The sequence below is a fragment of the Kribbella sp. NPDC049227 genome (genome assembly GCF_043197265.1).
Lineage (GTDB): Bacteria > Actinomycetota > Actinomycetes > Propionibacteriales > Kribbellaceae > Kribbella.
Map to the genome: position 1 here is coordinate 518,282 of NZ_JBICST010000007.1, position 20,896 is coordinate 539,177.

At 67.3% G+C, this 20,896-nt stretch carries 20 protein-coding genes; 12 read left to right on the forward strand and 8 right to left on the reverse strand.

Annotated features, from left to right (window positions below; all coding sequences use genetic code 11):
- The first annotated feature begins 103 nt into the window (after positions 1-103).
- Complete coding sequence (locus ACGFH6_RS32030; protein WP_393391375.1) at positions 104-1,927, forward strand: AMP-dependent synthetase/ligase; 1,824 nt, start codon at positions 104-106, stop codon at positions 1,925-1,927.
- 24 nt (positions 1,928-1,951) lie between these two features.
- Here the strand turns inward: ACGFH6_RS32030 and ACGFH6_RS32035 are convergent, their stop codons facing one another.
- The gene (locus ACGFH6_RS32035) at positions 1,952-2,470 is read right to left on the reverse strand and encodes a hypothetical protein (protein ID WP_393391377.1); all 519 of its coding nucleotides are present in this window, start codon (positions 2,468-2,470) and stop codon (positions 1,952-1,954) included.
- Positions 2,471-2,598: 128 nt separating this feature from the next.
- Between ACGFH6_RS32035 and ACGFH6_RS32040 the strand changes: the two genes are divergently transcribed.
- Positions 2,599-3,465, forward strand: a complete 867-nt coding sequence (locus ACGFH6_RS32040; RefSeq protein ID WP_393391378.1) for a phosphotransferase family protein — start codon at positions 2,599-2,601, stop codon at positions 3,463-3,465.
- An 11-nt stretch (positions 3,466-3,476) separates the two neighbouring features.
- Here the strand turns inward: ACGFH6_RS32040 and ACGFH6_RS32045 are convergent, their stop codons facing one another.
- Positions 3,477-4,361 carry an alpha/beta fold hydrolase gene (locus tag ACGFH6_RS32045; RefSeq protein WP_393391380.1) on the reverse strand — a complete coding sequence of 295 codons (885 nt, stop codon included), beginning with the start codon at positions 4,359-4,361 and terminating at the stop codon, positions 3,477-3,479.
- 217 nt (positions 4,362-4,578) lie between these two features.
- On the opposite strand from ACGFH6_RS32045, the gene ACGFH6_RS32050 reads away from it, so the two are divergent.
- A complete protein-coding gene (locus ACGFH6_RS32050) occupies positions 4,579-5,337 on the forward strand; it encodes an alpha/beta hydrolase (RefSeq protein WP_393391381.1) in 759 nt (252 codons plus the stop codon).
- Between the two features lie 187 nt (positions 5,338-5,524).
- Here the strand turns inward: ACGFH6_RS32050 and ACGFH6_RS32055 are convergent, their stop codons facing one another.
- Both ACGFH6_RS32055 and ACGFH6_RS32060 read right to left on the reverse strand, forming a co-directional pair.
- Positions 5,525-6,754, reverse strand: a complete 1,230-nt coding sequence (locus ACGFH6_RS32055) for an MFS transporter (protein WP_393391382.1) — start codon at positions 6,752-6,754, stop codon at positions 5,525-5,527.
- Positions 6,751-8,013 carry an ATP-grasp domain-containing protein gene (locus ACGFH6_RS32060; protein ID WP_393391384.1) on the reverse strand — a complete coding sequence of 421 codons (1,263 nt, stop codon included), beginning with the start codon at positions 8,011-8,013 and terminating at the stop codon, positions 6,751-6,753. Before ACGFH6_RS32060 ends, ACGFH6_RS32055 begins: the two co-directional genes overlap by 4 nt.
- Before the next feature lie 166 nt (positions 8,014-8,179).
- Between ACGFH6_RS32060 and ACGFH6_RS32065 the strand changes: the two genes are divergently transcribed.
- Entirely contained in the window at positions 8,180-8,668 is a 489-nt protein-coding gene (locus ACGFH6_RS32065; RefSeq protein WP_393391385.1) for an NUDIX domain-containing protein, read from the forward strand.
- Between the two features lie 43 nt (positions 8,669-8,711).
- On the opposite strand, the gene ACGFH6_RS32070 is transcribed toward ACGFH6_RS32065, so the two are convergent.
- On the reverse strand, positions 8,712-10,193 hold the full coding sequence (locus ACGFH6_RS32070; RefSeq protein WP_393391387.1) for an FAD-dependent monooxygenase: 1,482 nt from the start codon (positions 10,191-10,193) through the stop codon (positions 8,712-8,714).
- A 97-nt stretch (positions 10,194-10,290) separates the two neighbouring features.
- Between ACGFH6_RS32070 and ACGFH6_RS32075 the strand changes: the two genes are divergently transcribed.
- The 4 genes from ACGFH6_RS32075 to ACGFH6_RS32090 all read left to right on the forward strand — a co-directional run bounded on the left by ACGFH6_RS32075 (position 10,291) and on the right by ACGFH6_RS32090 (position 13,129).
- Positions 10,291-10,938 (forward strand): TetR/AcrR family transcriptional regulator C-terminal domain-containing protein, encoded by a 648-nt coding sequence (locus tag ACGFH6_RS32075; protein ID WP_393391389.1) that lies wholly within the window; start codon positions 10,291-10,293, stop codon positions 10,936-10,938.
- A 67-nt stretch (positions 10,939-11,005) separates the two neighbouring features.
- Positions 11,006-11,281, forward strand: a complete 276-nt coding sequence (locus ACGFH6_RS32080; RefSeq protein WP_131350022.1) for a hypothetical protein — start codon at positions 11,006-11,008, stop codon at positions 11,279-11,281.
- Positions 11,282-11,318: 37 nt separating this feature from the next.
- On the forward strand, positions 11,319-12,692 hold the full coding sequence (locus ACGFH6_RS32085; protein ID WP_393391391.1) for a DUF4331 domain-containing protein: 1,374 nt from the start codon (positions 11,319-11,321) through the stop codon (positions 12,690-12,692).
- Between the two features lie 5 nt (positions 12,693-12,697).
- Positions 12,698-13,129 (forward strand): hypothetical protein, encoded by a 432-nt coding sequence (locus tag ACGFH6_RS32090; RefSeq protein ID WP_393391393.1) that lies wholly within the window; start codon positions 12,698-12,700, stop codon positions 13,127-13,129.
- Here ACGFH6_RS32090 and ACGFH6_RS32095 read toward each other — a convergent pair.
- Positions 13,122-13,883: a class I SAM-dependent methyltransferase gene (locus tag ACGFH6_RS32095; RefSeq protein WP_393391394.1), complete on the reverse strand. Its 762-nt coding sequence runs from the start codon at positions 13,881-13,883 to the stop codon at positions 13,122-13,124. The two genes, ACGFH6_RS32090 and ACGFH6_RS32095, sit on opposite strands and share 8 nt — an antisense overlap.
- A 110-nt stretch (positions 13,884-13,993) precedes the next feature.
- On the opposite strand from ACGFH6_RS32095, the gene ACGFH6_RS32100 reads away from it, so the two are divergent.
- Positions 13,994-14,473 carry a GNAT family N-acetyltransferase gene (locus ACGFH6_RS32100; RefSeq protein ID WP_393391395.1) on the forward strand — a complete coding sequence of 160 codons (480 nt, stop codon included), beginning with the start codon at positions 13,994-13,996 and terminating at the stop codon, positions 14,471-14,473.
- A gap of 54 nt (positions 14,474-14,527) precedes the next feature.
- Here the strand turns inward: ACGFH6_RS32100 and ACGFH6_RS32105 are convergent, their stop codons facing one another.
- Complete coding sequence (locus ACGFH6_RS32105) at positions 14,528-14,860, reverse strand: hypothetical protein (protein WP_393391396.1); 333 nt, start codon at positions 14,858-14,860, stop codon at positions 14,528-14,530.
- A gap of 189 nt (positions 14,861-15,049) precedes the next feature.
- On the opposite strand from ACGFH6_RS32105, the gene ACGFH6_RS32110 reads away from it, so the two are divergent.
- The gene (locus ACGFH6_RS32110; RefSeq protein ID WP_393391398.1) at positions 15,050-16,576 is read left to right on the forward strand and encodes a SulP family inorganic anion transporter; all 1,527 of its coding nucleotides are present in this window, start codon (positions 15,050-15,052) and stop codon (positions 16,574-16,576) included.
- A gap of 12 nt (positions 16,577-16,588) precedes the next feature.
- The gene (locus tag ACGFH6_RS32115) at positions 16,589-17,344 is read left to right on the forward strand and encodes an inositol monophosphatase family protein (protein ID WP_393391400.1); all 756 of its coding nucleotides are present in this window, start codon (positions 16,589-16,591) and stop codon (positions 17,342-17,344) included.
- A gap of 69 nt (positions 17,345-17,413) precedes the next feature.
- Here ACGFH6_RS32115 and ACGFH6_RS32120 read toward each other — a convergent pair whose 3' ends face one another.
- Complete coding sequence (locus ACGFH6_RS32120; protein ID WP_393391402.1) at positions 17,414-19,429, reverse strand: MDR family MFS transporter; 2,016 nt, start codon at positions 19,427-19,429, stop codon at positions 17,414-17,416.
- An 83-nt stretch (positions 19,430-19,512) separates the two neighbouring features.
- Between ACGFH6_RS32120 and hemW the strand changes: the two genes are divergently transcribed.
- Complete coding sequence (gene hemW / locus ACGFH6_RS32125) at positions 19,513-20,718, forward strand: radical SAM family heme chaperone HemW (protein WP_393391404.1); 1,206 nt, start codon at positions 19,513-19,515, stop codon at positions 20,716-20,718.
- Positions 20,719-20,896: the final 178 nt, after the last annotated feature.

Genomic DNA, 20,896 nt, shown 5'->3' on the forward strand with positions numbered 1-20,896 from the left:
GAAACGTAATGCAGAAGGCTGACGTGGGTACGCGAGTGCCCATGGTCAGCGGTGCCCGGTACCGATTACTCTCCGGTTACTTGACCCCCGATGGAGGCCAGTTATGACGCCTGTCGCCGATTCCGGCCAGCTCGCGCTGCTCAGCAACCGCAAGGACACGATGGCCCAGATGTTCCTGGACCGGGTCGCCGCGACTCCCGACCGAGAGGCCTTCCGGTACCCGTCGGGTGACGCCTGGAAGTCGGTCAGCTGGCGCGACATGGACGTACTGGCGCGCCGCCGCGCGGCCGGCCTGGTCGCCCTCGGCGTCCAGCCCGAGCAGCGCGTCGCGATCGCGTCCAGCACCCGGATGGAATGGGTCGAGTGCTACCTGGCCGCCGTCCTCGCCGCGGCCGCGACGACCACGATCTACCCGACCACGATGTCCGTCGACGTCGCCTTCATCATCGCGGACGCCGACGTACAAGTGGTGTTCGCAGAGGACGCGGCCCAGGTGGACAAGCTGCGGGAGCGCAAGGCGGAGATTCCGTCGGTGCGCAAGGTGGTGCTGATCGACGGGGAACCATTGGACAGCGATGGAGACTGGGTCATCAGTCTTGCCGCGTTGGACGCGCTGGGCGCGGACGAGGTGGACGCCGTCGACGGCCGGATCGCCAAGGTCAAGCCGGAAGATCTCTGCACGCTGATCTACACCTCCGGCACCACCGGTCGGCCGAAGGGAGTGCGGCTGCCGCACTCGGTGTGGACGTATGAGGGCGCCGCCGTCGAGGGGATGCGGGTGCTCAGCCCGGACGATCTGCAGTTCCTCTGGCTGCCGTTGTCGCACGTGTTCGGTCAGGTGCTGCTCGCCGTGCAGTTCCAGCTCGGGTTCGCCACCGCGATCGACGGGCGGATCGACAAGATCGTCGAGAACGCCGCCATCGTCCAGCCGACGTTCATGGCCGCGGCGCCGCGGATCTTCGAGAAGGCGCACGGCCGGATCGTGACGATGATCGCGTCCGAGGGTGGGCCGAAGGCCAAGCTGTTCGACTGGGCCTTCGGGGTGGGCGCGCGTGTGTCCGCGCTGCGCCAGCAGGGCAAGGAGCCGGGCGGTCTGCTCGGGGCGCAGTACGCCGCCGCGGACCGGCTCGTGCTGTCGAAGATCCGGGCCCGCTTCGGTGGACGGATCCGGTTCTTCGTGTCCGGGTCGGCGGCGCTGGACAAGAAGCTGGCGGAGTGGTTCCACGCCGCTGGGCTGCTGATTCTCGAGGGGTACGGGCTGTCGGAGACGGCGGCCGGGGCCACGCTGAACCGGCCGACGCAGTACCGGCTCGGCAGTGTCGGTCCCGCGTTCCCCGGCACGCAGTTCAAGATCGCCGAGGACGGCGAGATCCTGATCAAGGGCGACGGCGTGATGAGCGGGTACCACAATCAGCCTGAGCAGACGGCCGAGGTGATCGATGCCGACGGGTGGTTCCACACCGGGGACATCGGGCACTTCGAGGACGAGTATCTGTTCATCACCGACCGGAAGAAGGATCTTTTCAAGACATCGGGCGGGAAGTACGTCGCGCCGCAGGTGATCGAGGGGCGGTTCAAGATGATCTGCCCGTACGCGAGCCAGTTCGTTGTCCATGGCAACAGGCGGAACTTCGTGTCGGCGTTGGTGACGCTGGATCCCGATGCTGTCGTCGGGTGGGGTGCGGCCAACGGTCTCGGTGGGAAGTCCTATGCGGAGATCGTGAGCTCGGATGCAGCTCGGGTGATGGTCCAGGGGTACGTCGACGAGCTGAACGCCGGGCTGAACCGGTGGGAGACCATCAAGAAGTTCACGATCCTGGAGCGCGATCTGACGGTCGAGTCCGGCGAGATGACGCCTAGCCTGAAGCTGAAGCGCAAACACGTCGAGAACGAGTACGCCGACGTACTGGACAAGATGTACGAGTAGCTCACACCCACGCGCCGGCGCTGCCTATCGTGCTGCGCCGGCCTGCAGCTTGTTCGGCCAGGGGAACACGAGAGGGTCGGGGCTCGACTGCCAGAGGTGGGTCAGTTCCCGGAGCGTGTTGGTGGCGCGGTCCAGGTCGGTGTCGTCGTAGGGACAGGCGTCCGCCCGGGTGATGCCCCAGCTCTCGCGGGCCTGGGCGTACGGCGTCGGTCGATCGTTCTCGACGGCTTCGTGGATGACGCTCGTGAGGACCTCGCTCACCCCGATGCTGTTCGCCGCCTTCAGGATCCGGCTGCTGCGGACCTTGGCGTCGTGGCGTTTCTTGCCTGCCGTCTGTTGCATGCTGTCGAACACCGCACCTGCCGCGATGCAGCCGAAGATGCCGTCGGGGATTCCGAGTTCGCGTTCGGTGACGGCGTGCGCGAGGTCGTGGGGGACGCGATGCTTGCGTGAGTACGAGGACAGGGTGAACACCGCGCCGTCCGCTCGCCGGATCAGCGTGAAGCACTCGCCGCGCGGGTCGTGATGGAACGTCAGGTGCATGCCCACCACAGTGGACCCTTGCACCTCGGCGTACCACCGGATTTCTCGGCTGCATGGGACTCTCGGCCAGTGCGGCCCGGTCAAATACGAAGGACAGGACAAGATCACGCAGGTAGCCTCAGCGGATCATGGAGATGTCCGACATCACGCGTGCGATCGCGGCTGCGACTTCGATCGCCGCGTCGCTCGACCTTCCAGTCAACGACGCGATTGTTCTCCACAACTCGAACAAGCTGGCGCTGCGGCTGACGCCGTGCGACGTCTTTGCCCGGGTCGCGCCTCTTGGGCAAGAGGTTGCACAGTTCGAGGTCGAGCTCGCTCAACGGCTCGCCGAGGTCGGAAGCCCGGTGGCCGCCTTGGAGCCTCGGGTGGAACCGCTTGTGTACACCCGCGACGGCTTCGCAGTGACGCTGTGGACCTACTACGAGCCTGTGACACCTCACGTCTCACCGGCCGACTACGCCAAGGCGCTGGAGCGGCTGCACGCCGGCATGCGCAAGGTGGATTTGGCGAGCCCACGGTTCACGGATCGAATCGCGGAGGCGGAGGAGATCGTCGCCGACCCGGATCGCTCGCCGAAGCTCGCCGACAGGGACCGTGAATTCCTCAGCAGCAGACTGGGAAGCCTGCGGCAGGCGATCGACGACCGCGGCGCCCCGGAGCAGTTGCTCCACGGTGAGCCGCATCCTGGCAACGTGCTCAGTACGAAGAACGGCCCGTTGTTCATCGACTTCGAGACCTGCTGCCGTGGACCAGTCGAGTTCGATCTCGCCCATGTTCCCGAGGCGGTCTGCGAGCACTACCCGGGCGTCGACCAAGGACTGCTGGACGAGTGCCGGCAGCTCGTGCTCGCGATGGTCGCAGCGTGGCGTTGGGACATCGGCGACCAGTTCCCGAACGGGAGGCGCTTCGGCGAGGAATTCCTGCACGCGCTTCGCACGGGTCCTCCGTGGCCAACACTCGACAGGATGGCCAGCCGACTGGACGGTCTGTAGAAACCGCCGAATCAGTTGGCGGTGTCGCGGACGAAGGTGCTGATGGCTTCGACGTACTCGACCGGCTGTTCCTCGTCGATCAGGTGACCGCTGCGGTCGAAGATCCGCAGTACGGCGTTGGGCATGCGGTCGGCGAGGTCACGGGCCATGTCGAAGCCCACGTGCCGATCCCAGAGTCCGATCATGACCAGCGCGGGCGTCATGATCGCGGCCAGGTCGTCGGCGAGGTCGGGACGTTCGGTGCCGACCAGTGCGAGCGCCATCTCCATGTTCATCTCGGGTGCGGCAGGGTCGGGTTCAGGCATGTTGGCCGGGTCGTAGTAGAAGAACCAGGCGGCGTGCTCGCTCGACGAGATTGCTCCGATCGCGGTCAGAGTCCGCTGGATCGGATCGCTCAGGCCGTCGAGTTGCGTCCGGAGTTCTGTACGTTCGGCCGGCGCGAGGAGCGTGTCCACGGCGTTGGGCCGCAGCGACCAGAGACCCGGGTGCAACGGACCGACGACCGGGGGAGCGTGGAGGATCAGGCGATCGACATTGTTGGGGTGGGCAACGGCGTACTCCGCGGCAAGCAGGCAGCCGAACGAGACACCCCACGGGATGATCCGGTCCAAGCCCAACGCCGACCTGATCTCCTCGAGGTCCGCCACCAACCGAGTCATGGTGTAGGTATCCGGCTCGGTCGGCTTGCCCGAGCGTCCACACCCACGCTGGTCGTAGAAGATCACCGTCGAGACCTTCGCGAGCTCCTCCCCGACGGACTGCTCGACCGAGTAACAACTCTCGCCCGGCCCACCATGCAGCATCACCAACGGCACCCCGCCGTGATGGGCCCCCACAACCCGGACCCAGTGCTCAACCCCGCCCGCCACCACGACCCGCACCCCATCACTCAACATGCCCGCGAGCATACGTCCGGCCCCGGTCGGAAAATGGTTGGGCGCCGGGACGCGAGGGCTGGTAGGTTCTCGGATGCACGTGACACTGCTCTAGGAGGTGAGACCCATGAACCTGCATCCTCGTGGGTGCTCCCCGGTCGTGGTCACGGTTGGGCGACTGACGTAGGTGTCGCCGGGAGCGCCTCAATCTGAAGGCACTTCCGAAAGGCGACACATCATGCATTTCACTACGCAGACTTCATCGAACGGCGTCATCGAACGCGACTTCGTCCTGGGCGACGTCACCGGCGTGCTCTGGTCCCCTGAATCCGGCTCCGAGGGTGCGCCACTGCACCTGATGGGGCACGGCGGCGGCCTGCACAAGAAGGCGCAGGGACTCGTGGCCCGGGCTCACTACTACGTGACCACCTGCGGTTTCACCGTGGCCGCCATCGACGCGCCCGGGCACGGCGACCGGCCGCGATCGGCGGAGGACGGGAAGTGGGTCTCGGCTCTCCTCGAGGCTCGAGCGGCCGGCCAACCGATCGGCCCGATCGTCATCGACTACAACTCGTCGCTGGCGGAGCGCGCCGTACCGGAATGGCAGGCAACCCTGGACGCCCTCCAGGCACTGCCCGAGATCGGCACCGACGCACCGATCGGCTACAGCGGCATGACCTTGGCCAGCACGATCGGGCTGATGTGGACGGCGATCGAGCCGAGGATCAGCGCCGCGGTCTTCGGTGGGGTGTTCGTGTACGACGCCCTGACCGAGGCGGCACGGCAGATCACCATCCCGGTCGAGTTCATCCTCCCGTGGGACGACGCGGAGATCGACCGCGAATCCGGGTTCGCCCTGTTCGACGCCTTCGCCTCCAAGGAGAAGACGTTGCACGCCAACCCCGGCGGCCATCACGAAGTTCCCTGGTTCGAGACCGAGATCTCGGGCCACTTCTTCGCCCGCCATCTGGGCCGATCCGTCCCATCACCGGCCTGACCTGAGGCTGTCGGCGGCCGGTTCATACCCGGCCGCCGTACAGCTGTGCTCGATCAGACACGCACTAGGCGGGTCTCTACTCCAACAACGAGCAACACTGGATGTACGGACGGCCGACTTCGCCGAACCCTGATAGAGCTCACCCCCCCAGCTCCAGGACGCGAGGCCGGCCGTCTGGTGTGTGAGCTCACCGACAATCCGCGGGCGTCGCGCGGCGGCGCGGCAGGCAGAGCTGGGCGGACAGCAGCCCGGCCGCGCCGATCAGGGCCCACAGCGCCCAGGGGGCGATGGCGTACACGGCACCCCCGATGAGCGGTCCGGCGCCCGTACCGATCGTGTACGCGACGCCGTGCAGTCCCTGGTAGCGCCCGACCATCTGTGGCGGAGCCAGACTTCCCAGGTACGCCTGGGAGTACGTGCTGGTCACCATCTCGCCGAAGGTCCAGATCAGCACCGTCGCCGACAGCAGGACCATGTCGGTCGCGAACCCGGTGAGTGCGAGACCGATCCCGACGATCAGGTTGCCGATCGCCAGGACGTACTCCGGCCGGTACCGCGAGACCCAGCCGGTGATGGGCAGCTCCAGCACCAGCACCAGCAGACCGTTGAGCCCGATCAGGAGGCCGAAGTCGCGCGGGCTCAGACCCGCGTCGTTGACATGCAGGGGCAGGCCGACGCTCGACTGGATGTAGACGAACTCGGCGACCACGGTCATCAGCAGGAATCGCACCAGCAGGCGGTCGGACAGCGCCTGTCGATACCCGACCGCCCGGTCGTCCTCCCTTTCCGCATCGTCTGACCCCACCTGGGGCGCATCCCGCAGCAGCACCGCCACGACCACGCCGAACAGCAGGCACGCCGCGGCATTGCCCAGGAAGAGCCCCATGTAGGAGGTGCTGGCCAGCACACCGCCGATGACGCCGCCCAGTGCGGCGCCGATGTTCATCGCGAACCGGTACACCCCGACGGCGGCGAGCCGTTGCTGGTTGGTCGTGACGGAGTCGATCAGTACTGCGGCCGCGGCCGGCCGGTAGAGCTGCGACGTCACGCCGATGAGCCCGGCCACCGCGACGATGGCCAGGAGCGGTCCGAGGAACGGCACGATCGCGGTCAGCCCGGCGGTGGTCACGGCGGACAGCACGATCGTCCATCGCCGGCCGAGGTTGTCGGCGAGGTAGCCACCGACGGCGTTGCCGAGCACCTTGCCCAGACCCGTCACGCCGAGCACGAGCCCCGCGGCACCGGCGGAATAGCCGCGCTGGGTCAGGTAGAGCACGATGAACACGGGCAGGAAGTTGCCGACCTGGTTGACCAGGATGCCGAGACTGATGATCCACACCCGGCTGGGCAGGCCGCGCAGCGCGTCGCGGAATCGCGCCTCGTCGACGCCGGGCGGGTCCGACGGCGCGGTGCTCACGGGCTGGGTTCCGTGCGTACGTGGATCGCCGCGGCCAGTCGTTTGCCGTTGGCAATCGCTTCGGCCGCGGTGGAACCACGGGCGATGACGTGACCGACCTTGTCCTCGTTCCAGGTCAGCGGCGGTACGTCGTCGCCGGGCTTCACGTCCAGCTGGAGGTCGACGTACGCCGGGTCCGCGCGGACGGCCTCGACGCCGGTCACCTCGACGACCCGTCCGGGCTCCGGTGTGATGAACCGTACGGCGGCTCCGCCCCGGGGCTCGGGCGACGTGGTCAGCGGTTCCACCAGGCCGAAGCCGGCGCCCAGCGCGTAGCGCTCCATGTCGACGCCGTACGCGATCTCGGCCAGTTCGTTGATCCGGTCACCGCCGATGCGGTTGTGCGATTCGACGATCCGCGGGCCGCGCGAGGTCAGCTTGACCTCGGTGTGCCCGGGACCGTTGCGCAGGCCTACCGCGTCGAGGAAGTCGGTCACCAACTGCGTGACCTCGCCGAGCATCCCGGCGGAGAGGCCGCTGGGCTGCGAATGTCCGATCTCGACGAACCCGGTGCCGCCGATCTCCTTGTCGGTCACCGCGACGATCACGTGCCGGCCGTCGAAGGACAGGGTCTCCACGCTGATCTCCGGGCCGTCCAGGAACTCCTCCATGAGGAACTCGTCGAACGAGTCGGCAAAGGCCAGGTCGCCGGTGGCCCACTGCACGTCGTCGAGGGATCGGTACCGGTCGGCGACGACGTCCACGTCAGCCTGGTCGCGGACCCGGAAGATGCCGAGGCTGCCCGATTCGCGGACCGGCTTGACGATGATCGGGAGCCCGTGCGCCTTCACGAACTCCCGGATGTCCTGCCCGGACCGGCCGACCGCCGAGGCCACCGGACTGATATCCCGTGCGGCTAGGTGCCGCCGCATCCGCCATTTGTCCAGCAGCAGTTCCACCGTTTCGACCGACTCGCCGCGAAGGCCGAGCGCCTCGTTGATCCGCGCCGTCGGCAGCAGCCCGAGCTCGGACAGCGACACGGCCGCCTGGAACGGGTACGCCGCGTGCAGCGCCCGGACCAGCGGCAGGAGCCGGTCGATGTCGCCGTAGTCGAGCAGCAGCGCCTGATCGACGTACGGCCAGTGGCCGCGGTCGAACTCGTTCGGGTACTGGACGTGAACCACGTCCAGGCCGAGCTCCCGCGCCTTGCGCACATGCTTCAGCTTGCCGCCGACAACTAGCACGCGAGGCCGCGTGTTGGGCACACCATCGTCGAACACCGTGGCTCCTGTCAGAGTGGATCCGTGGGACCCATACCCTGCCGGTCTGAGGTGGCACCCGCATATCGGAACTCCTCCCTATCCGCGATCCCCGACAAGCTCCTAGGGATCCGCCGTACGGTGCGCGGGCGCCTAAGTACCCAGGTCGTTCGTGTAGCCTCCGCGCGTGGGTTTGCGATCCAGCCGGCTGATGACATCGGTGTTCCTTGTCCGCGGCGGCCAGGTCCTCCTGCTGTACCGGAAGGGCTCGCGTGCGATGGACGAGGACTCCTGGGTGGGAGTCGGCGGTCACCTCGAACCCGGCGAGACAGCTGACCCCACGGCCGGCGTTCTCCGCGAGCTTGAAGAGGAGATCGGCGTACGTCCTGACCAGCTCTCTGATCTTGCCCTGCGGTATGTGGCACTCCGGGACACCGGCACCGAACTACGCCAGACCTATTACTTCACCGCCGCACTCCGGCCCGAGGCGCCGCTTCCCGTCGGCTGTGCCGAGGGTGATCTCCACTGGTTCGATCTGACCATGGATCCCTCGGACCTAGAGATGCCGCCCACGGCCCGCATCGCCTTCACCCATTGGCTGAGCCATGGCCACCACGACGAGACCCTCCGCTTCATCACGATCGGCGCAGACGGTTCAAGCAAGCTCGCCGGCTAGACCTGCTCGTCCAGGCCGGTCATGCTCAGCAGCCTATGCCTGGTCAGGTTGTGAGGTGGGCCGGACCGAACCAGGTGCTGAGGGCGTCGGTCAGTCCGTCGTCGGGGCCGTTGGTGGCCCATGCGGCGTGGCCGTCCGGGCGGATGAGCACCGCTGCCGGCACGCTGATCTCGCCGACGCCTGGGACCGTCCACCGATCGTCGGCGCAAGTGGCCGTCACGCAGTCGACCCGGTCCGTCCAGCCCTCGACCGACGGTACGTCGCCGCCGTTGAGCGCCAGCAGGATCGGACGCCCCGCAGCCAACAGTCTGTGGACACGACCGGCTCCATCGGCCGTGACGAGATCGGCATCGGGCACCCGGCGTCCGGCCAGGGGGTGGTCGGACTTCGTGTCGTAGCAGATGTCGAGCGCCGCGATCATCAGCCCGAGCCGCCGGCGTACGTCGTCGATGCCGAACAAACCGGCGACGAGCTCGCGCAACGCATCGCTGTGCGGGCCGGGGCGCGACAGTGCGGTCTGCGCCCGAGTGTTGTGCAGAACGCGAGCAGCCACCGGATGCCGCTCGCTCGCGTAGCTGTCGAGCAGGTCGTCGTACGCCTCGCCGCGCAGGACGGTCGCGAGCTTCCAGCCGAGGTTCACCGCATCCTGCACGCCCATGTTCAATCCCTGACCACCCGCGGGGTAGTGGATGTGGGCGGCATCGCCGGCCAGGAACACCCGACCCTCGCGATAGCGATCAGCCTGCCGCGCAGCATCGCCGTACTGCGACAACCAGCGCGGACTGTGCATCCCGAAGTCGGTGCCCGCGACCTCACGGAACGACTCGCGGAACGCCTCGAACCCGGGCTCGACCGCACGGTCGAGAACGCGGTCGTGCCGCTGCACGATCAACCGGTACCAGCCCTCCTGGAAGCCGAGGACGGAGAAGTCGCCAGGACCGCCGCGCTGCGAGAAGAGGGGACCAGCCGGCGGGTCGGTCAGCTCGACGTCGGCCAGCATGCCGGTCATGGTCGCGTCGGTCCCGTCGAAGCCGATCCCGGCCAGTTTCCGTACGGCGCTTCGTCCGCCATCGCACCCGACCAGGTAGGCGGCACGGATCCAGCCGCCGTCCGGGCCGCCGATCTCGACGTCGACACCAGTCGCGTCCTGGCGGAACCCGAGCACCGGGGAGGCCCACCGCACGGATGCTCCCAGAGAAGTTGCGTGCTGGTCGAGTTCCCGTTCGATGTCCGCCTGCACGATGGCCAGCGTGTGCGGGTAGCGGGTGGGGAAGTCGGAGAAGTCCAGCCGCAGGCCGGCCAAGTGACCCGCCTGGATCGGTCGGCCGTGCGGCAGCATCCGCTCCAGCAGACCGCGCTGGTCGAACACCTCCATGGTCCGAGCGTGGATGCCGCCCGCGCGGGACTCGCCCGTCCGGGCCGGCAGGGCGTCCACCACGATCACGTCGATCCCGGCCAGCCGCAGTTCGCCGGCCAGCATCAGTCCCGTCGGTCCGGCGCCGGCGATGACCACCTGAGTCTCCATGAGCTCTCTCCTTAACAACATTAAAGTGACTTTAATGCTGTTAAGGAGAACAGAACGCTGTTAACCTGTCAAGGCAGCTGCAGACACAGGAGGCAACGTGAAGCTCGATGCCGGCGCCATCGCCACGGCCGCCTTGGGGCTGCTCGACGACACGGGCGTCGACGGCCTGACGATGCGCAAGGTGGCGGCCGAGCTCGGCGTCCAGGCGCCCGCGCTCTACTGGCACGTCAAGAACAAGCAGGAGTTGCTGGACGCGATGGCTCGCGTGCTGTTCGTCTCCGCCGTCGACGGCGTCGAGGCGCCGCGGCGCGGGACGCAGTGGCAGGACTGGCTGATCGAGCTGGCCGGCCGCCTGCGCGCGGCGCTGCTGCGGTACCGCGACGGCGCTCGGGTGCTGGCCGGCACGAACGTCAGTGACGACTCGATGTGGCGGGTCACCGAGCTGACGTTGCGCACCCTGGAGGACGCCGGCTTCCCGATGCGGGACGCCGTACGGATCTTCCCGATCCTCCTGCACTACACGATCGGCTTCGTCCTCGAAGAACAGGCGCAGACCGGCGTCGCGTATCCCGACGGCAATCCCTACAACCCCGAGCAGATCACCCGGGCCGTCGACTCCGACCGCTACCCGTTGACCGCACGGATGGTCGGCGACCTGTTCACCGCCGACCCCGACGCGGAGTTCGATCATGGCCTGCGGATCATCCTTGCCGGAGTCCAGGCGACCGCGCGACCCGAAGTCTGACCCATCCGCTGGTGAGAACGCCCCGAATGTCGGCTGCACGGGGTTTCTACCAGTGGGAGGTCAGAACATGAGTAACGCAACGCGCCGGGGGTTCCTGGTGTTCGCGGGCGCGGGGACGGTTGCGGCAGTGGGAGCGGTCGCAGCGGTTGGTGCGGTCGGCGACAAGGCCGCGGACGCGGCGAAGACATCACTGGAACCGGGCGACCTGGCTGACGCCGAGTCGTTCGTCGTCCACGTCAAGGACGTGAAGTCCGGTCAACTGGCGATCATGGTCGGCCACCGCGAGGTGCTCGTGACCGATCGTGAACTCGCGGCCCGCCTTGCCGGCGTGACGACCGCCTGATCCCAGCCTTTCAGCATCTGTTCTTGGAGGAATTGTCATGTCTTCGCACCGCGAGGCACCGGAGATCTCGAAGGATCCGGTGGCCGACAACACCGATGTCTACGCGTTCGTCAGCCCGGACGCGCCGGACACGGTCACGATCATCGCCAACTTCATCCCGTTCCAGAACCCGTTCGGCGGGCCGAACTTCTACGAGTTCGGAGATGACGTGCTCTACCAGATCCACATCTCCAACCGTGGAACCGGTCAGGCCGACATCAGCTATCAGTTCCGCTTCCACGCCGAGATCCGGAACAAGAAGACGTTCCTGTACAACACCGGTCCGATCACCTCGATCAAGGACCGTACCTGGAACCGGCCGCAGTACTACTCCGTGACCCGCGTCGAGCAAGGCCGGTCCCGGATCCTCGCCCGGAACCTGACGGCCCCGCCGGTCAACGTCGGAGTCCGCAGTACGCCGAACTACGTCAGGCTCGCCCGCCAGGCGATCCACACCATCGGCACCGGTCGCAAGGTGTTCGCGGGGCAGCGTGCCGACGCGTTCTGGGCCGACCTCGGCAGCATCTTCGACCTCGGCACCCTGCGGCCTTTCCAGATGGCTCACCTGATCCCGTCGGCCGCCGCCATGGGCGTGAACGGGCTGCAGGGCTCCAACGTGCACACCATCGCGATCCAGGTCCCGATCACCGACCTGACCCGCGACGGCCGCCGGCCGACGAAGGTGCTGGACCCCAAGTCCGTCATCGGTGTCTACGCGTCGGCGAGCCGTCAGCAGTCCCGGATCGTCAACGGCAACGGCACCTCGGTGTGGCACGGCCCGTACAAGCAGGTCTCCCGGCTGGGCAACCCGCTGTTCAACGAGGTCATCGTGCCGATGGCGGAGAAGGACCGCTGGAACAGCCTGCCACCGTCCGCCGACAAGCGGTTCGCCGGATTCGTCACCAAGCCGGAGCTCGCCGGCCTGCTGCCGGTCCTGTACCCGGGTGTGTTCCCGAGGTTGGCGGCGTACAAGAAGCCACGTGCGGACCTGGCGGCGATCCTGCTGACCGGCATCCCGAAGGATGTCGTCGACGGCTTCCAGAACTACACCGGTCCGGTCCAGGCCGACATGTTGCGCCTGAACGTCGCCGTACCGCCGGCCAAGTCGCCCAACCCACTCGGCCTGGTCGCGGGTGACGCGGCCGGATTCCCGAACGGCCGGCGCCTGATCGACGACGTCGTGACGGTCGAACTGCGGGCCGTCGCCGGCATCACGATCCCGCTGGTCGACAAGTCGTTCAAGCCCGATGACGCAGCCGGTGCGATCAAGGACGGTACGTCGAACACCAACGGCCCGCTGCTCGACCGGTTCCCCTACCTCGGTACTCCGGGCGGCGGCTACCAGTCGCTGCCGGGCACCCCGGCCGCGTGATCACGATGAGCGGCCCAGGGAACAACGCGGTCGAGAATCCCCATGCGGGGAAGGGATCCTCGGTCCTGCTCGACATCGGCGGGGACATCGGTGCCCTCGTGATCGACATGCCGGCCGAGCTCGAGGACGAGGAGGTCGAACTCCGCAAGGCCGGCTCGCCGGGTCCTTCCGATCACCACCACCACCACGACCACGACCACGGACATGGACACGGGCATGGACACGGGCATGGGCATGGGCACGGTCACGGGCCTGGGGTGTGGCCGCACGTTGCCGTCGTACCTCGCCCGAAGCCCGATGGAACGACGGCGCACTCCGCGGTCTTCTCAGAAGTTGCCCAGGGCACCTATGAGCTGTACCTCCGCCCGTACGGCCCGGTGCAGCTGACCGTCGAGATCCAGGGCGGCCGAGTCACCGAGGCGACCTGGCCTAGCTGACGGGGCTCGGCTTGCCGGCCTCGAAGAGGAACCGTTCGCTGGTCGCCACGAACACACCGTCTGTCTGGATCTGCTCGTGCAACGCCAGCAGCCGGTCGCGATATCGCTCCACGGTGAAGTCCGGAACGATCCAGATCACCTTGCGCAGGAAGTGAACCACCGCGGCGATGTCGAAGAACTCCATCCGCAACGACTCCGGCCGGACCTGTACGACGGACAGTCCGACGGCTTCTGCTGACGCCACAGCCTGTTCGGTACCGCGCCCTGTACCGACAGGCTGTGGCCCCATCATGTATTCGGTCAACTCGATCACGGTGCCGGAGCCGATCTGTTGAGACAGGTACACGCCACCGGGCCGCAGTACCCGGGCGATCTCCGGCCAGATGACCACGGTCGGGTGGCGGCTCACGACGAGGTCGAAGGATTCGGACTCGAACGGTAGTGGGGCGTCGTCAGCAACCTCGACCACCGTCCCGCCGAGGGGCGCGAGGTTGCGGCGGGCGATCTCGAGGTTGGGCGGCCACGACTCGGTCGCGGCGAGCCGTGGCGGCGCAGCCGGGATTCCGGCCAGCACCTCGCCGCCGCCGGTCTGGATGTCGAGAGCCGCCTCGGCGGTCGCCATCCGGGCACCGATGAGCTTCTGATATCCCCAGGACGGCCGTTCCTCGGTGGCGCGGCCCTTGAACCAGGAGAAGTCCCAGCCCTCGACCGAGACGGCTTCGCCTTCGGCGACGAGTTCCTCGAATGAACGCATGCGCGCCATCTTCGCAGTTCGCCGGGTCGGTCTGACCGTCTCGCGAACTGTCGGTGGACGGTGCGACGATCGGGTGGTCGACGTACCGGACCGAGGTAAGGGAGCGGGAGATGACACATGAGGTTCGCCTCAGGCAGGTCGAGGATCGCGACCTCGAGGTGTTCTTCGATCACCAGGCCGATCCGATCGCGAACGGGATGGCGGCAGTTCCGGCTCGCGACAAGGATGAGTTCGCGGCGCACTGGGCGAAGATCCGCGGCGACGACACGAAGATCCTGCGGACGATCGTGGCGGACGGCGCGGTGGCGGGCAACGTCGTGAGTTGGGAGCAGGACGGGCAACAGATGCTCGGCTACTGGGTCGGCCGCGACCTCTGGGGCCGCGGTGTTGCCACGCAGGCCCTCACACAGTTCCTGATCGAGATGCCGACCCGGCCCCTGACTGCCCACGTCGTAGCCCACAACGCCGGCTCGATCCGAGTCCTCGAAAAGTGCGGCTTCCAGCGAGACCGCGCCCAAGAAGCAACCGCCCCGCCACCCGACGACGGCATCCAGGAGTACGTCTACGTCCTCGCCGCCCCACAGGCGTGAGACCCCTGGAACACGGACTCCCGACCTGCGCACGAGACGATGGTGAGCTCAGCGTCAGGGTTCGAGCTCGGTCGGCTGGTGCAGCGGGATGAAGCGGATGATCGGCTCCTCGTAGGGATGCGCCGCCTTCAGCGCCTTCAGGACGAGTGGTGCCGCTGAGGTCTCGCACTCGGACTCGACTCGGGTCTCGGTCCCGTGCATCAGCTTCCCGATCTCGCCGGCGAACGGTTCGGCGCCGGGCATCGGCTTCCAGGTTCCACCGATCTGCCAGAAGCTCGTCACCTGGTCGTAGCGGCCGACCCGTCCGGCACCGGCGGATTCCAGCGCCGCCAGAATCGCGGACACATGGTCGTCGGGAACGCAGACCTCGATCTTGACTCTCGACATCACGACTGTCCTCTCTCCACGTCAGGGTAAAGTTTGGTGCGGTGAGGGGATCTGGTGCTCCTCATTCGCCTGTCTGCACCTCACCCTGCCTGTCCCGATCAAGCGACCCTCGAGCTGTGACCCCCGCGCAAGGACGCGCAGGAGCCGGCCTGCCCTGAGGCCCCGCCTGTTCCTGTGTCTGGAGACCGCATGACCTCGCTGACGCCTGAGTCAGCCACGCCCGCATCCGCTCCGTCCCCCACCGACATCACCTCTGTCCTGGCCGCGCTGCGGTCGCACCGCCGGCTGCGGACGGAGGTGCTGGCCGGCCTGGTTGTCGGGCTGGCGCTGATTCCCGAGGCGATCAGTTTCTCGATCATCGCCGGCGTGGACCCGAGGGTAGGGCTGTTCGCCTCCTTCACGATGGCGGTGTCGATCGCGTTCCTGGGCGGGCGCCCGGCGATGATCTCCGCGGCCACCGGCGCGGTCGCGCTGGTGATCGCGCCGGTGATGCGCAACCACGGCTTCGAGTACTTCGTCGCCACGGTGATCCTGGCCGGGATCCTGCAGGTCGTCCTCGGCGTCGTCGGCGTCGCCCGGCTGATGCGGTTCATCCCGCGATCGGTCATGGTCGGCTTCGTCAACTCGCTCGCGATCCTCATCTTCCTGGCGCAGCTTCCACACCTGACCCACGTCCCATGGCTGGTCTACCCGCTGGTCGCGGCCGGCATCGCCGTGATGGTGTTCCTGCCGAGGCTGACCAAGGTGGTCCCGGCCCCGCTGATCGCGATCCTCGCCGTCACGTTCTTCGTGGCGCTGACCTCGATGACCGTGCCGACCGTGGGGGACGAGGGCAAACTGCCAGACAGCCTGCCCTCACTCTTCTTCCCGGACGTGCCGCTGAGCCTCGACACGTTGCGCATCATCGCGCCGTACGCCGTGGCGATGGCTCTCGTCGGACTGCTCGAATCCTTGATGACCGCCAAGCTCGTCGACGACATCACCGACACGCACTCGGTGAAGACCCGCGAAGCCTGGGGGCAGGGCGTCTCGAACATCATCACCGGCTTCTTCGGTGGGATGGGCGGCTGCGCGATGATCGGCCAGACGATGATCAACGTGAAGGCCTCCGGTGCCCGGACCCGGATCTCCACGTTCCTGGCCGGCGTGTTCCTGCTGATCCTCGTCGTCGGCCTCGGAGACCTCGTCGGCGACATCCCGATGGCCGCGCTGGTCGCGGTGATGATCATGGTCTCGGTCGGCACGTTCGACTGGCACAGCATCCAGCCCAGGACGCTGCGCCGGATGCCGCGCAGTGAAACGATCGTGATGCTGTCGACCGTCGTGATCGTCGTCATCACCCACAACCTCGCCATCGGGGTCGTCGTCGGTGTCCTCGTCGCGATGGTGCTGTTCGCGCGCCGCGTCGCGCACTTCACCACCGTGAGCGAGGTGGCCCATCCCGACGAGAACACCAAGACGTACGCCGTCACCGGTGAGCTCTTCTTTGCCTCCAGCAACGATCTGGTCTACCAGTTCGACTACCGTGGCGACCCCGCGAACGTGGTCATCGACCTGACCGACTCCCACATCTGGGACGCGTCGACCGTCGCGACCCTGGACGCGATCACCACGAAGTACGAGCGGTACGGCAAGACCGTCCGCATCGTCGGCCTGAACCCCTCCAGCGCGGAACGCCACCAACGCCTGGCCGGGCAACTAGGCGCCGGCCACTAGTCGGGGATGATTGTGGGCGGCGCTGATGACTTGCAACTCGCGTTCGACGCTTCGGATCTGGCAGCGGAAGTCGCGCTCCGGTACTTCGAGTCCGGCGTTTCGGCAACGCTGAAGGCCGACGGCACGCCAGTCACGGAAGCTGATCGGGCGGTCGAGCGATTGGTGCGCGAGACGTTGTCTGCGGCGAGGCCGGACGATGCGCTCCTCGGCGAGGAACTCGGTCGGCTCGGCGAGTCAGATCGGGTCTGGATCATCGATCCGATCGACGGTACGTCGTACTTCAGCCGGCACGACCCGAACTGGCGGGTTCAGATTGCGCTGGAAGTTGCCGGGAGCATCGAGATCGCGGTCGTCATCGCACCGGCGCTGCGACGCTGCTGGTGGGCGACCCGCGGCGGCGGTTCCTTCGAGTCATCCTGGCCACGCGCGGCGGCCGAAGCGAAGCGCCTTGAGGTCAGCACCACGTCAAGCTTGGCTGATGCTCGGATCGAGGCTCTGGACGCCGCGTCCAGAGCCCGACTGGCACCGGCCGTGGCGCGCCCACCTGCCACGCCTCTCCCGCTGATCGAGCTCGTTCGTGCCGAGCTCGACGCCTTCCTCGTAGAGCGCTACTACATCTGGGATCACGCGCCCTGGATCCTCCTGGTCGAAGAAGCAGGCGGCCACTTCACCAACCCAACCGGAACCCACACCGGCGACCAAGGCGGCGGCCTCTACTCCAACGCCAACCTCCACACCCAACTCGTCACCACACTGCACTACCCGTGACGCACCGCGGGCCGAGCCACACACCAAGAGCCGGATGACGCGTGGGATCGACCAGGTTTCGCTGAACGACTACGACGTACTGACCAGGGCGGCGGCATGTTTGCCGGTGGTGAGGGAATGGCCTTGGTCGATCATCTGGGCGGCCAGGCGGTCGACGGCGGCGGAGAAGGCTTCGGTGTTGTCGGGCTCCCAGTCGGCGAGGCGGTCGAGGATCCAGACGCGGAAGGCGCCGACGAAGCGCTGGAACATCTCCAGGCCGAGCGTGGTGAAGCGGTAGTGGCCGAGGGTCTCGGAGAGGTAGCCGTCGGCAACTAGTTGGCCGGCGAGGGGTTCGAAGACGCCGGGTGGGACGCGGAGGTCGCCGGTGATCTCCGCGAGGGTGGCGGAGCCCGATGCGGCGCCGGCCCGGAAGACGCGCATGATCATCCAGGCCTGGGCGGCGTTCAGCGGAACGCCCGACTGGGCCAGGACCTCGGTCGCAGGACTGCGACGGTGGTGCTGGATGACAAGTGCGGTGAGCTTCTGGAGCTCGTGCTCGGAGTCGAACGAAGCGGGTGCGGCGAAGTTCTCGCCCACGTCCCGCACGGCCATCCGGGCAGTGTCGCGGAGCGGAACCTCCTTCAACAACAACGCGACCACGAACCCAAGGGCCGCGACAGGCACAGCCCACAGAAACACCACATGCAAGGAGTCCGCGTACGCCGCTGTGATCGCAGGACGCACGTCGGGCGGCAGCGACCGCACCCCCTCGACCGTGGTGACGACCTGCGGATCGACACCCGTGGCGCGAACCGCCTCCTCCAGATGCACGGGCAGTTGATGCGCATAGATCGACCCGAAGACAGCGACCCCGAACGAGCTCCCCATCGTCCGCAGGAAGCTCACTCCCGACGTCGCGACCCCGAGATCCGCATAGTCGACAGTGCTCTGTACGACGACAGTCGGCACCGGCATGCACAGCCCGACCCCCAGCCCGAGCACTACCATGAAGCTGGCGGTCTCGACGTACGGCGTCTCGTTGTCGAGCAGCGACAGCAGGTAGAGCCCACCACCGATCAGAACAGTGCCGATGATCGGGAACACCCGATACCGCCCGGTCTTGCTGATGATCTGGCCGACCACCATCGACGCGACGAGCAGACCGCCGACGAGCGGCAGCATCTGCAGCCCGGACTCGGTCGCGGAGGCGCCGTGGACGAACTGCAGGTACGTCGGCAGATACGTGACCCCGCCGAGCATCGCGAACCCGATGATGAAGCTCATCACCGCGCACACCGTGAACACCCGGGACCGGAACAGTCTCAAGGGCAGCATCGGTTCAGCCGCTCGTCGTTCGACCGCGACGAACAGCATCAACGCGATCACCGAGCCGACGGCCATCGAGATGATGACGGTCGAGGTCCAGGCGTACTCGTTGCCGCCCCACGTGGTCACCAGCGTGAGCCCGGTCGCGGCCAGGCCGATGAACAAGATGCCGAGATAGTCGATCTTCGGACTGATCGCGGCCTTGACCGACGGCAGCGTGATCGACGCGACGATCAGTACGACGATGCCGAGCGGGATGTTCACGTAGAACGCCCACCGCCAGCTCAGGTGATCGACGAACAGCCCACCGAGGAGCGGTCCGGCGACGGTGGAGACGCCGAAGACCGAACCCATCACGCCCTGGTACTTGCCGCGCTCGCTGAGCGGTACCACGTCCGCGATCACCGCCATCGCGGTCACCATCAGGCCGCCGGCGCCGAGGCCCTGGATCGCGCGGGAGCCGACCAGCCACAGCATCGAGTCGGCCATGCCGCAGAGCGCCGACCCGGCCAGGAACAGGACGACGCTGATCAGGAACATCGGTTTGCGGCCGTACAGGTCGCCGAACTTGCCGATCAGCGCGGTCATGATCGTCTCGGCGAGCAGGTACGACGTCACCACCCAGGACAGGTGGTTGGCGCCGCCCAGGTCGCTGACGATGGTCGGCAGCGCGGTCGCCACGATCGTCTGATCGAGGGCCGCGAGCAACATTCCGAGCATGATCGCCACCACGACGGCGTTCCGCGTGCCACGTCCCACCGACTGAGCCTCGGTCTCCATGACCCGAATGTAACCAAGCGACCACTCTCTGCCAGCACAACTCCGCGGCGATCTCGTCAAAATCGAGTCCGTACGATGGGTGGGTGCCGTCGACATTGCCCGAGGGGGAGGTTGCGCCCCCAGACGGGGCGCTGCCGGAAACCGCAGTCCGCGAGGCCGCCACGCGGCCGCTCGGGTTCTACCTCCATGTGCCGTTCTGTGCGTCCCGCTGCGGGTACTGCGACTTCAACACCTACACCGCGAAGGAACTCGGTGGCGGCGCGTCCCAGGCGTCGTACGCCGACACCGCGATCGGCGAGGTGCGGATGGCTCGGCGGGTCCTCCGAGGCCTGGATCAACCCGTCGACACGGTGTTCTTCGGCGGCGGTACGCCGACCCTGCTGCCGGCCAAGGACCTCGGGAAGATGCTGGCCGCAGTACGCGACGAGTTCGGACTGGCGCCGGGCGCCGAGGTGACGACGGAGGCCAACCCGGAGTCGGTGGATCCGGCGTACCTCGAAGGTCTGCTCGAGGCCGGGTTCACCCGGGTGAGCTTCGGCATGCAGAGCGCCTCGTCGCACGTGCTGAAGATTCTCGACCGGCAGCACACTCCCGGTCGCGCGCTCGACGCGGTGAAGGAAGCGACGGCCGCAGGGTTCGAGCACGTCAACCTCGACCTGATCTACGGCACACCCGGCGAGTCACTCGACGACTGGCGGGCCTCGCTCGAGTCGGCGCTGTCGGCCCAGCCCGATCACGTGAGCGCCTACGCGCTGATCGTCGAGGACGGGACCCAACTGGCCCGCCGGGTCCGGCGCGGTGAACTGCCGATGCCGGACGACGACGACCTCGCCGACAAGTACCTGCTGGCCGACGAGATGCTGTCCGCCCAAGGCCTGACCTGGTACGAGGTCTCCAACTGGGCCCGCACCGAGGACGCCCGCTGCCGGCACAACGAGCTCTACTGGCGCGGCGACACCTGGTGGGGGATCGGCCCCGGCGCGCACAGCCACGCCGGCGGCGTTCGCTGGTGGAACGTCAAGCATCCCAGCGCGTACGCCGACCGCCTCGGCGCCGGCGACAGCCCGGCGTACGCACGCGAAACCCTCGACGCCGAAACCCGCCGGGTGGAACGCGTCCTGCTCGAGATCCGGTTGTCCGCCGGCCTCCCACTCGACGTCCTCGACGACGAAGGCAGAGCCGCGGCGGAGCGGATGCCCGACCTGGTGACGCGGGCAGCGGACCGTCTGGTCCTCACCCGCAAGGGCCGTCTCCTCGCCGACGCGGTCGTCCGGGACCTGCTGCCGTAACCACCTGATATCACTCCCTGTGGTCAGCGTTCGGTGATCGACGCGGTTCGCTGCGTGACGACACGCGGAAGTATGTACTGACCTGGTCGGCCTCGTTTCGCTGCGTGACGACGAAGTGCTTGACATACCCAGTCGCGACGCTCGAAACTCAGCACACTTTCGCGATCCGAGAGCGCTC